Origin of the sequence: Kitasatospora sp. NPDC086009 (assembly GCF_044540385.1) — a bacterium.
Lineage (GTDB): Bacteria > Actinomycetota > Actinomycetes > Streptomycetales > Streptomycetaceae > Kitasatospora.
In genome coordinates this window covers 1-11362 of sequence record NZ_JBITSA010000035.1, presented here as the reverse complement: position 1 = coordinate 11362, position 11362 = coordinate 1, and the positions used below count along the sequence as shown (strand labels likewise).

Sequence of the window (11362 nt, the reverse complement as noted above, 5' to 3'; positions counted from 1 at the left end):
ACGCTCATGACGGCCTCGCGGAGATCGCGGGCCGGTGGCGAGCGGAGGGGCGGCAGTGGTGGTGGAGCAGGTCTTCGGAGCTCTCGCGCCGCCCGGGGGAGCGGCCGTGCCCCGGCCGGCCGCAGGGGAGCGCTCGGCCCCGGTGCCACGTCATGTCGCGTGTGTGATGGACGGGAACGGCCGCTGGGCGGCGCGGCGCGATCTGCCCCGCACCTCCGGTCACCGCGCGGCCGAGGCGACGGTGATCGACGTCATCGAGGCGGCCCGGGCGTCCGGCGTCCGGTGGCTCAGCCTGTACGCGTTCTCCACCGAGAACTGGAGCCGCCCCGGCGAGGAGGTCGACTACCTCCTGCACCTGGTGCGCCGGGTCGTGCGCAAGCACGCTCCGCTGTTGCACGCGCGCGGGATCCGCTGCCGCTTCCTCGGCGGCGCGGATCCTCGGATCCCGGCCGCACTGGCCCGCGACTTCGCGGACCTGACGACGCTCACCAGCCGCAACCGGGGCATGACACTGACCGTGGCGTTCGACCACGGCGGGCGCCGGGACATCGTCGAGGCCGCGCGCTCGCTGATCCGCAGCGGTGCGGCGGCCGAGACCCTCGACGAGGAGGGCTTCGCGGCCCACCTGCCGTTCCCCGACACCCCCGACGTGGACCTGGTCATCCGGACCTCCGGGGAGCAGCGCATCTCGAACTTCATGCTCTGGCAGGTCGCCTACGCCGAGTGGATCTTCCCGCCGGTGCTCTGGCCCGACTTCCGGGCGACGCACTTCCTGGAGTGCCTGAACACCTATCAGCGACGCCACCGCCGCTTCGGCGGGGTGGCGGCCGACACGAATGGAGAGGCCGGATCGTGACCCGGACGACCGACGACCACCCGGAGGGCGAGCACACCGCCCCCGGAAGCGGAGCCACCCCCACAGCCGGGGCCACTCCCGCACCCGGAGCCACTCCCGGAGCCGGGTCCACCGCGCGGCCCGGACCGCTGTTCGGCCCGGGCACGCGGTTCCACCGCCTCTTCGACGACCCGTGCTGGGCCGTGGCCATGATCCGGGCGACGGTCCTGGAAGCCGCCCACCCGCAGATCGGTGCGGCCCTGGTCGACAGCTCCACCTTCCTCACCCACCCCTGGCGCCGGATGACCAACACCTTGCGCAGCCTGCAGCGCGTGACCGGTGCGGACGAGGCGGCCCGGGACCGGGAGGTGGCCCGGCTCAACCGGATGCACGCGCGGATGAGCGGCACCGACGCGGCGAACCGGCCCTACGACGCGATGGACCCGGCGGCCCGCGCGTGGGTGGTCGCCACGATGTTCGAGAGCGCCGTCACCATGTTCCGCTGGAGCGGGCGGCCGCTCGACCAGGCCGCGATGGAGGAGCTGTACGCGCAGTTCCTGGCCTTCCAGGCGCTGCTGGGTGACTCCTCCGGCCAACTCCCCGCTTCGCTGCGGGACTTCTGGCCGTACTACGACCGGGTGGTCGAGGAGGAGCTGGAGAACACCGAGGCGCTGCGCACCATCCTGTACCACCTCTTCGACCACCTTCCGGCGCCTCCCCTGCTGGAGGGCGTGCCGACGCTGTGGGCGGCCGGCCGGGCCCTCGCCGGGCCGGCGATCGGGGTGGTCACGGTGGCCTCCCTGCCGGAGACGTTCCGCAGGCGGGCCGGACTGACCGAGGTCCCCGGCGCCCAGGCCCTGAGCCAGGCCGCCTACCTGGCCCTCGGTTCGGCGCGCCTGTTGCCGGAGGGCTGGGTCACCGCCGACAACCTTCTCGACCTGATCTCGCTGTCACCCGACAGCGACGACCCCCGGGCCAGGGCGCTGGCCGCCGTGGGCGACGGGATGAAGCGGTTCGGTGCCCTGCTGCGACTGGTCACCCCGCTCCCGGACGAGCCCGAGCGGCCCGGCGCCGGGAGGCCGTCGGGGCCGTCGGCACGGGCGGGTGCCGGGCGGCGCGGCGCGGAGGAGTTCTTCGACACCGTGCTGGACCAGACCGGGAACGGCTACCTGGACTGGCCCGACCTGGCGGCCATGGCACGGGAGCTGTCCGGCCGCCTCGACCTGGACGAGCCGGAGGAGACCAGGCTCTACGACGCCTATGCCGCCTGGTGGCGTGAGCTCCAGTCGACGCTCGACACGGACGGCGACGGCCGGGTCAGCCGGCAGGAGTACGCGGAGGCGGTTCCCTCCCTCGCCGGCCCCGCCCTGATCCGGGTCGCCGAGGTGCTGTTCGACGTGACCGATGCCGACGGCAACCAGAGCATCGACGCGGACGAGTACCGCGCGCTCTTCCGCACCGGCTTCCACCGCGAACTGCTCGACTCGAACGGGACGTACTCGCGGGCCGCGTTCATCAAGGACTTCCTCGCCTTCATGGCGGGCCGTCAGCGCTCCACGGCCTACGACCCGCTGCTCGCCCAGGCGTGATCCGGCCGGGGCGGTGAGGTGGGGGACGTCGGCGGGCACGGCGGCGGCGCTCGGGGCGACCCGGTCACGCCGCCGTCACGGGAAATTCACAGCACGGGGTCTACTCGCATAGAGGGCGCCGGGGCCATCCTGGCCCGGTCCGAGGTTCAGCGCCCTCACCGGGAGACGCAGATGAAGCCCCGCACCGCAGCCACCGTCATCGCCCTGGCCCTGGCCGGGCTCGCCGTCACGGCGCCCACGGCCGGCGCCAGTGGCACCAAGGTCTCGCAGTCGACCGCCGCCGGTCAGTTCAGGAACGCCGGCATCACGTGGAGTTCCAGTGGCGGCTGTACCACCCGGTCCAACTCCACCTGCACGTCGTTCGAGCAGATCAACTCCGGCACGGTGAGCACGGTCATCACCCTGAAGCAGTCCAGCGGCTGCGCCATCAACATCACGGGTGGCACCGAGGTGGGCCACGCCTCCGGAACGTACAGCCACTACAACGGCTACAAGGTCGACATCTCCCGCAACTCCTGCATCGACGCCTACGTCCAGAACTCCTTCACCTACATCGGCTACCGGGGTGACGGCTACCCGCAGTGGAAGGCCGCGTCGGGCAACCTCTACTGCAACGAGGGCAACCACTGGGACATCCTGGTCTACTGACCCCGGCCTCCGGTGGGGGCGCGCCCGGCCTGCCCCCGCCGACCGGCCGGACCGCGGTGCGGTGGGAGCCCGACGAACGCGCGTCGCCGGGGTCGGGGCGACCGGCGGCGACGGAACTCCGCTGCGGCGCAGCCCACTTCCGCCGGCCGCGCCTCCTCCTCCCGGCCCGCTCCCTGCTCCCCACCCCTGCTCCTCACCCGTGCCCCGCGCCGGGAACCGGCCCGGCATCGGCCCGGCGGCGAACCCTGGCCCGGTCGCCGGCCGTTCAAGGGAAGAGGAGTACGGAACAGTCGAACCAGCCCGCGGGAGTGACAGATGCCGAAGTACCGAGGCGCCCACCGGATCACGGTGACCGGCGTGCAGGCCGACCGGCCGCAACGGGCCGTGGCGACCGTCCGGGGCGGCGGCACCGTCGTGGTGCCGGGCGTCGTCGGTGCCAGCGAGCTGATCGATGCCGCGGACTGGGAGCTCTCCGTCGAGCACGAGCACGACGGCGTCTGGGGGCCCAGCATCCGCGCCGTCGTGGGCCGCTGGGAGGAGCGTGGCGGCACCCACAGCCAGGTGGTCCGGTGCACCGACCGCGACCGGAGCGGCTACCCCGGCGGCCGCAGCCTCGTCCTGCGGATCGACCGGGAGGACCCGCGCCCCCCGGCGGCCCCCGCGTCCGCCCCCGCGCCCCGGTGGGCCGGTACCGAGTCGGCCGACCGCCAGGAGGCCCCGGGCCGGGGCGGTGCCCGGATCAGCACCTCCGGCTCCGACCTCCCGTCGACCCGCACCGCCGACACGGCCACCACCTCCGGCGGCTTCCACACCACCTCCGGCGGCTGGTAGTCCGCGGTCTCGTCGGCCGTCAGGGGCGGCGTCCACGACGTGGGCACCGCCCCGGCGGCCGCTCGCGCACCCGCCCGGGCCGTGCCCGGTACCGCTCCCATGACAGTGAGGTCGCAGACCGGGCGCGCGGGACCCGGAGAGCGTCGGCGACCCATGGCGGATCAGCGCAGGTCGTGGCGGGTGCCGTCGCCGACGGCGCGGAGCTTGTCCGGGTTGGCCACGTTGTGGATCGTCGAGATCCGCCCTTCGGGGTCGAACTCGAAGGTCAGCGTGGCGACCACGCGGTCCGGGCCGCGGAAGACCAGGCCCGGGCCGCCGTTGATCGAGGTGAGCTCCGCCCGCATCTGCCCGGGCTCGATGCCCTGGTAGGTCACGCTGCCGAGCGCGGCGAACCAGCGGGCCACCGTCTCCAGGCCGACGACCGGCTTGAGGGCCTGGCGGACCTTGCCGCCGCCGTCGGTCCACAGCGTCACGTCCGGGGAGAGCAGCTCCATGAGTGTGTTGATGTCGCCGCCCGACGTCGCCGCGAAGAACCGCTCGGTGACGTCCCGTCGGCGGGCGGCGTCCGCGGTGAAGCGGGGCCGGCGGGCCTGGACGTGCTCGCGGGCGCGGTGCCCGGCCTGGCGCACGGCCGGCTCCGAGCGCTCAACCGCCTCGGCGATTTCCGCGTAGCTGAAGGCGAAGACCTCCTTCAGGACGAACACCGCGCGCTCCAGCGGGCTCAGCGTCTCCAGGACGACCAGCAGGGCCATCGAGACCGAGTCGGCCGCGGCGATGTCCTCGGCGGTGTCCGGGAGGGTGAGGATCGGCTCGGGGAGCCACGGTCCGACGTAGGTCTCGCGCTGGTGGCGGGTCGACCGGAGCCGCTCCATCGCCAGGTTGGAGACGATCCGGGCCAGGTAGGCCTTGGGGTCGGCGACCTGGGAGCGGTCGGCCGCCGACCACTTGAGCCAGGCGTCCTGGACCACGTCCTCGGCATCGGCGGCGGTGCCGAGGAGGCGGTAGGCGACGGAGAAGAGCAGGGTGCGGTACTGCTGGAAGACGAGCTGGTCGGCGTCGTCCTGTCGCGGCTGGGTCACTTGGCGCTCCGGATCCTGGTGTAGCGGCCGCCGTGCGGCCAGAACGCGCCCGAGGCGGGCATCTTCTTCATGCGGGCGAAGGTCGGCCACGGCGCGGCGCTGACCGTCTCCTTGTACTTCGCGGCCCGCTTGCCGGTCAGCACGAGCCGGCGCGGGGTGTCGTCGGGGTGGGTGAACTGGACGACGGCGTCGTGCCGGCCCAGGCTGACGGGTGTGTGGTAGTAGCCGAAGCGGAAGGGCTTGGGCTCCTTGCCGGCCAGGACCCGCAGGATCGAGAGGGCCGCGTGCACGCCGGTGGGCATGCCGCTCTGGCAGGTCCCGTGCATCACGCCGTAGCCCTGGCGGACCGCCGCCGCGTCGCCCACGGCGTAGACGTCCGGGTGGGAGACCGAGCGCAGGGCAGGGTCGGTGACCACGCGGCCGCGCTCGTCGACGGTCAGGCCGGCGGCGGCGGCCAGCGGGGAGACGCGGGTGCCGCTGGTCCACAGCACCGCGTCCGCGGGGAGGACGGTGCCGTCCGCGAGTTCGACGCCGTCCGGCAGGACCTTGACCACCTCGACGCCGCCGCGCACCCGCACACCGAGCCGGGCGAGCGCAGCGTCCAGGTGGGCCTTGGCCTTCGGGTGCATGGTCGCGCCCGGCTCCTGACGGCCCAGCAGCTCCACCCGGAGCTCCGGGTACCGCTCGGCGATCTCCGCCGCGGCCTCCACGCCGGTGAGTCCGCTGCCGCCGACCACGACGGTCCCGCCGCCGAGCCGGGCCAGCCGGTCGGCGAGGAGCGCGGCGTCCTGCGGGCTGTTGAGGGTGTGGGCGTGGTCGTCCACGCCGGGGACGGCGTCGGTGTCGGCGACGCTGCCCAGGCCGTAGACCAGGGTGTCGTAGCGCAGGACCCGGTCGTCGTCGATCCGGACGGTCTTCGCCCCGGCGTCCACGGCGGTGACCCAGCCGCGGGCGAAGGTCGCACCGGTGCCGTCCAGCAGCTCCGGGATGCTCATCGCGGCCGTCTGCTGGCCGGTGGCGGTCATGTGCAGCCGGAGCCGCTCGGTGAAGTGCTCGTCGGGGTTGACCAGCGTCACCCGCAGATCCGCGCGCTTGCGGGTGCGGGCCGCGAGCTGGATCGCCGCGGAGAGTCCGGCGTAGCCGGCGCCCAGGACCAGGACCTCGTGCTGCCGTGTTGCTGTCGTGTTCGTCATCGTCATCGTCGCCTTCGTGTCGGTCGTTCCCGCCGTGCGGACAACCACCAGACGCGAGCTGCCCTCCCGTTCGTGACACGGGGCCGAAGTGACCCGCGTCACATCGCCGAGAGGAGTGCGCGGGCGCGCGGCACAAGCCCCCCGAGTGCCGCGACGCAGAGCATTCAACCATGATCGACTCGGCGTCGCGGGGGAACCGGGGAACGGCGGGACCCGCAGGTCGGCGGCGGCTCCGGTCCCTCCGCACGCCGCCCGGCGGCGGCTCGCCGCCTGGCCGGCGCCGGCCTTCGGAGGAGCTCCGGAGGCGTCCACGTAACTTCCCTACCCCGGACGCGACCGCCATGCGCGCCACCCTGGACACGGCCTTCACTCGCGGCGCCGGCTACGTCTACGCCACCGACGACGAGCTGGACATCCCGTGGGACGCCGCCCCGGCTCGGGGTTTCGCCACTGAGACCGCCTATGCGGCCACCAAGGGCTGACGGGGGGTCTGCCCGTCGCCGGGGTCCGGGTGCCCCGGCCACGACGGCGGCGGGCGTCACCCCGGTGGGGTGTCCTCGCCGCCGCCTTGCGAAGGGCCGGCGCTGAACCGGAGTGCGGCTCCGTTTCGTTCCTCCTGGTGTCCTCGGGCGCTCTGCGGACTCGTGCCGGAGCACCCGGACCGTCGGTGCGCACCCGAACGCCCCGTCGGCGTGCGGTGCTCCGGGGTCCGTCGCCGCGGCGGGTTGCTCTTCTGGACATTATATGTCGGTAGCCTATATATGTAGCTGCATGACACAACGCTCCACGCAGCCGCAGACCCTGCCGCGGCCCGCCGTCCCCGACGAGGGCCGGGCCGGTGCCACGGAGACCGCCGGGCCCGCCCGTCCCGCCGACGGCCTGTCAGGCCTGTTGGGCCTGGTGGCGCTGCGGTTCGAGGTGGCCCGCGGCCGGCGCTGGTTCTGGCCGGTGGTCCTGGTGGCCGGTTACGCGGTCGAGGTCCTCTTCCGCCTGGTGCTCGTCCGGCACCTGAGCTACCCCTCGGTGCACCCTGACGAGGACTCCTACCTGGTCCTCGCCCGCGTGCTGGCCGGCCGGCCGACCACCGAGATGCCGGTCGGCGTGGTGATCCCGGGCGGCTACCCGCTGCTGATCTCCCCGGCGTTCCGGATCGCCGACGACCCGGTCACCGCCTATCACCTGATCATGGGGATCAACGCGCTGCTGAACGCGCTGGTCTTCCCGCTGGCCTACCTGGCGCTGCGCCGGCTGGGCCTGCGCCGGCTGCTGGCGTACGTCTTCGCCGGGGCCACCGCGCTGCTGCCGCCGGTGATCTTCTACTCCGAGTTCGTCATGTCGGACACCGTGCTGCCGGTGCTGATCCTGGCCTGGCTGCTCTGCATGCACGGATGGCTGAGCGAGGGCCCGGTCAAGCACCGCTCCTGGTACGCGGCCGGCACCGGCGCGGCCGCCGCGTACACGATGGCCACGCACGACCGCGGCGGCGTGGTGGTGGCGCTCACCGGGGTGGTCCTCGTCGGGGTCCTGGCGCTGCGCTGGGCCCCGTGGCGCACCACGCTGGTCGGCCTCGGCTCCCTGGGCGTCGGCGTGGCGGGGGTCGAGGCGCTGTCCTGGTGGCTCGACCGCCAGTTCACCGTCGAGCCGAGCGACGTCGGCGGCTACCTCTGGAAGGGCCTCACCGACCCCGACAAGACCGGGATGACGCTGACCCGGGTGGCCGGGCAGATCTGGTACTTCATCGTCTCCACCTGGGGCATCGGCGGCCTGGCGGTCGTGGTCTGCCTGTTCGCGCTCTTCAGCGGCCGCTTCCCGCGGCCGGACCGGATCGTCGGCGGGGTGCTGGCGGCCCTGCTGGTCGGCACCGCGCTCGCCTCCGCCGCCGCCCTGCCGGACGACGGGCGGGTCGACGACTGGGTCTACGCACGCTACCTCTCGTTCCTGGTCCCGGCGGCGTTCGTCGTCGGCGCCGCCGTGCTCTCCCGGCTCGGCCGCCGCCGGCTCGCCGTCACGGCGGCCGTCACGGTCGGCCTCACGGTGCTCCTCGGCAAGCTGGTCGTCTGGTCCGCGGGCTCGGCGCTGACCACCAAGCTGTTCATCGGCTGGGCCCTGCCGGACGTCACCTTCCTGGCCACCGACTGGATGCGGCTGAACGTCATGCGCTCGTCCGTCGCCGCCTTCGTCGTCCTGGGCGCGGTGGTCCTGTTCCTGGCCGCGGGCGGGCGCCGGGTGCTCTGGGCGATCGGACTCTCCCTCGCGCTGTTCGCCGGCTTCGCCACTGCCACCATCACCGAACAGGTCAGCTACCCGCACGCGAACTACCGCAAGCCGCTGGCGACCGGCTTCACCAAGGCCTCCGGGATCAAGTCCACGGACAACGTGGTCCTGGCCTGGGACCTCGACGGAGGTCTGCGCAACGCCCAGGCCTTCGAGGTCTACCGGGGTCGGGTCTGGTACCGCGACCCGCGCTGGCAGCCCGTCCCCGCGGAGGCGACCGTCCTGGTCACCCCGGCGGCCCCGGAGGGCAAGGCCACCGACGGGTACTGGCCGGAGCACCCCGCCGAGTGGTACGTCGCGAAGGAGAACCGGTCGCAGGGCTGGGCGCTCTGGCGCAAGTCCTGACCGCGGGCGCCCGTCGGCCGTTGGCCGGCGCCCATGCCCGTCGCCCGCCGGGCCGACCGCGTGACCGGGTCGGCCGGGCGGGCCGGCGGGGTCCGCCGAGCGGACGGCGCGGTCCGGCCGAGCGGACGCCCCGTGTGGCCCCGGTCACCTGTGCCGCACCTCACAGGTGTTCCCGCAGGCGGCCCTCACACCCGCTCTGACCTGCTGGTTCGCCCGTGGGCAGGCCGTCGCCCCAGGTGCCTGCGCGGGGTGGGCCCGGGCTCCGCGGCTTGCGAAGGACGCGTCCGTTCGCACAAGCTCCACCCTCGACGGGCTCTCCTCCGCTCCTGCCGCGGACGGGGCCCGCGGCTCTCCAGGGGGGCAGGAAAGGTACTGCCACAGCATGAGAACCCTGCGAAACAACGCCCGACACCGCCGGGGCGCGCCGACGGCCTGGAAGCGGCTGACCGTCGCCGGACTCGCGGCCGCGGCCGTGACCGCCGGCACCGCGACCTGGGCGGTGCAGTCCGAGGCGGCCACCAGCCCGGTCACCGTCGACTCGCTCGGCATCACGCCGACCTCGCCCGCGCCGGACTCGGCCGTGACCGCCACCGCCAAGGTGCACGCGAACAAGCGGCTCAAACTGCAGAGCCTGACCATCGCGGTGCGCTCGGCGAGCGGCGCCAACTACGACTTCCCCGGGGCCGTCGCCACCACGCTGGGCACCCGGCAGACCACCGTCACGCCGAAGAGCCGGACCTTCCCCAGCGGCTCGTACACCTATTTCGTCGCCTACCAGGCCTCGGACGGCTGGCACAACCTGACGCCGGTCCACAGCTTCACGTCGAGCGGCGGCACCGTGACGCCGACGCCGACGCCCACGCCCACCCCGACGCCGACCCCCACGCCGACGCCCACCCCGGTCCCGACGCCGACCCCCACCGGCTCCACCGGCGGTCCGCTGGGCATCGCGGGAAGCTGGCGCCCGGTGTTCGCGGACGAGTTCAACGGCAGCACCGTCGACAGCGCCAAGTGGACGCCCAACTGGTTCGGCTGCCAGACCTGCACCACGCAGCCGGTCAACCCCGACATCGAGCTGGCGGCCTACGCCCCGTCGCAGTCCACCGTCAGTGGCGGCTCGCTGCACCTGAACATCGCCCAGCAGCCGACCGTGGTGAACGGCAAGACCTACCCGTACCGCTCCGGCATGCTCTCCTCCAACGGCAAGGCGGAGTTCACCTACGGCGCCTTCGAGGCACGGATCTACCTGCCCGCCGACGGCTCGCAGATCGCCAACTGGCCGGCGTTCTGGACGGACGGTCACAACTGGCCGGCCGACGGCGAGATGGACGTCATGGAGGGCCTGGGCGGCCAGGCCTGCTACCACTACCACTCGCCGTCCGGCGGTCCCGGCGGCTGCGCCACGGGCAACTACAGCGGCTGGCACACCTACGGCGCCGAGTGGAAGCCGGGTTCGGTGACCTACTTCTACGACGGCAAGCAGGTCGGACAGATCACCACCGGCATCAGCTCGTCGCCGCAGTACCTGATCCTGAACAACGCCGTCTGGTCCGGCGGCGGTCCGTCGGCGACCCCGGCCGACATGCAGGTCGACTACGTACGGGTCTGGCAGCACTGACCGGCCGTCCAGCAGCACAGTACGGCGGTGGGGCGGCCCCCCCGGGGGGGGGGCAGGGCCCGCCGCCGGCGACCGCCGGGTCATGATCGACCTGCCCGGCGCGACCGACACGTCCGTACGGGAGACCGTGGGGGTGGTGCGGGAGTGCGGGGCGCAGGAGCGCGCGTACTACTGCGCGGACACCCACGCGATGCTGAAGGTGCGCGCGGCCGATCCGTCCGCCGAGATCGCGCTGACCTGGACCACCCTCGCCCCTCCGCGCGCCGTCCTGCTCGATGCGGTGCGTCCGCGCTGGCTGAACTACCGCTTCGGGCTGCTCAGCCGCGACTTGGCCGACCGGGTCCACTCCGACGGGCTGCTGGTCTCCACCTGGACGGCGGACACCCGGCGCACCATGCGACGGCTGATCGCGCACGGCGCCGACTCGATCACCACCAACCGGATCGACGCGCTCCGGGTCCAGCTGGCGAACTCCCCTTCCTCCGGGGCCTCTTGATCGGTCCGGCATCATGGGCGGTCCGTACCGTCCGTGATCCCTGGAGCAGACGTGACCGAACCCGGCCCCCGCACCGTGCCCTCCCGTGTCCGTGCCGACATCGCCCACAACGCCCGGGTGTGGAACTACTGGCTCGGCGGCCGCGACAACTACTCCGTGGACCGTGTGGTGGGCGACCGGGTGACCGGCCTGTATCCGAGCATCGGAGAGGTGGCCCGCGCCGACCGGGCGTTCCTCGGGCGGGTGGTGCGGCATCTGGCCGGTGACGCGGGGGTCGGCCAGTTCCTGGACATAGGCACCGGACTGCCGACCGTGGACAACACCCACGAGGTGGCCCAGCACACCGCGCCCGACGCACGCGTCGTCTATGTCGACAACGACCCGATCGTCCTGGCGCACGCGCGCTCCCTGCTCAGCAGCTCGCCCGAGGGCGCCACCGAGTACATCGACGCGG

Annotated in this window: 10 protein-coding genes and 1 pseudogene; 9 read left to right on the top strand and 2 right to left on the bottom strand. The window is 73.4% G+C overall.

What is annotated here, in order from left to right:
• Positions 1-142: 142 nt before the first annotated feature.
• The 4 genes from uppS (at position 143) to ACIF6L_RS37735 (ending at position 3903) form a co-directional block, all read left to right on the top strand.
• Positions 143-856 carry a polyprenyl diphosphate synthase gene (gene uppS, locus ACIF6L_RS37750; protein WP_380388558.1) on the top strand — a complete coding sequence of 238 codons (714 nt, stop codon included), beginning with the start codon at positions 143-145 and terminating at the stop codon, positions 854-856.
• Between the two features lie 128 nt (positions 857-984).
• On the top strand, positions 985-2424 hold the full coding sequence (locus ACIF6L_RS37745; RefSeq protein ID WP_396491418.1) for an oxygenase MpaB family protein: 1440 nt from the start codon (positions 985-987) through the stop codon (positions 2422-2424).
• A gap of 171 nt (positions 2425-2595) precedes the next feature.
• Positions 2596-3072, top strand: coding sequence for a hypothetical protein (locus ACIF6L_RS37740; protein ID WP_396491367.1), 477 nt, complete (start codon positions 2596-2598; stop codon positions 3070-3072).
• Positions 3073-3387: 315 nt separating this feature from the next.
• A complete protein-coding gene (locus ACIF6L_RS37735; RefSeq protein WP_396491368.1) occupies positions 3388-3903 on the top strand; it encodes a hypothetical protein in 516 nt (171 codons plus the stop codon).
• Between the two features lie 161 nt (positions 3904-4064).
• Here the strand turns inward: ACIF6L_RS37735 and ACIF6L_RS37730 are convergent, their stop codons facing one another.
• Both ACIF6L_RS37730 and ACIF6L_RS37725 read right to left on the bottom strand, forming a co-directional pair.
• Positions 4065-4982 carry an RNA polymerase sigma-70 factor gene (locus tag ACIF6L_RS37730; RefSeq protein WP_380388564.1) on the bottom strand — a complete coding sequence of 306 codons (918 nt, stop codon included), beginning with the start codon at positions 4980-4982 and terminating at the stop codon, positions 4065-4067.
• Positions 4979-6181, bottom strand: coding sequence for an NAD(P)/FAD-dependent oxidoreductase (locus ACIF6L_RS37725; protein ID WP_396491369.1), 1203 nt, complete (start codon positions 6179-6181; stop codon positions 4979-4981). The genes ACIF6L_RS37730 and ACIF6L_RS37725 overlap by 4 nt, the downstream gene beginning before the upstream one ends.
• 335 nt (positions 6182-6516) lie before the next feature.
• Between ACIF6L_RS37725 and ACIF6L_RS37720 the strand changes: the two genes are divergently transcribed.
• From ACIF6L_RS37720 to ACIF6L_RS37700, 5 genes and pseudogenes are all read left to right on the top strand, one after another.
• A complete protein-coding gene (locus tag ACIF6L_RS37720; RefSeq protein WP_396491370.1) occupies positions 6517-6657 on the top strand; it encodes a hypothetical protein in 141 nt (46 codons plus the stop codon).
• A 289-nt stretch (positions 6658-6946) separates the two neighbouring features.
• Complete coding sequence (locus tag ACIF6L_RS37715; RefSeq protein ID WP_396491371.1) at positions 6947-8794, top strand: phospholipid carrier-dependent glycosyltransferase; 1848 nt, start codon at positions 6947-6949, stop codon at positions 8792-8794.
• Between the two features lie 382 nt (positions 8795-9176).
• Complete coding sequence (locus tag ACIF6L_RS37710) at positions 9177-10412, top strand: family 16 glycosylhydrolase (protein WP_396491372.1); 1236 nt, start codon at positions 9177-9179, stop codon at positions 10410-10412.
• Positions 10413-10473: 61 nt separating this feature from the next.
• Positions 10474-10908: pseudogene (locus ACIF6L_RS37705) on the top strand (glycerophosphodiester phosphodiesterase); the annotation flags it as partial.
• A 51-nt stretch (positions 10909-10959) separates the two neighbouring features.
• A partial coding sequence (locus ACIF6L_RS37700) for an SAM-dependent methyltransferase (RefSeq protein ID WP_396492660.1) occupies positions 10960-11362 on the top strand: 403 nt, incomplete at its 3' end.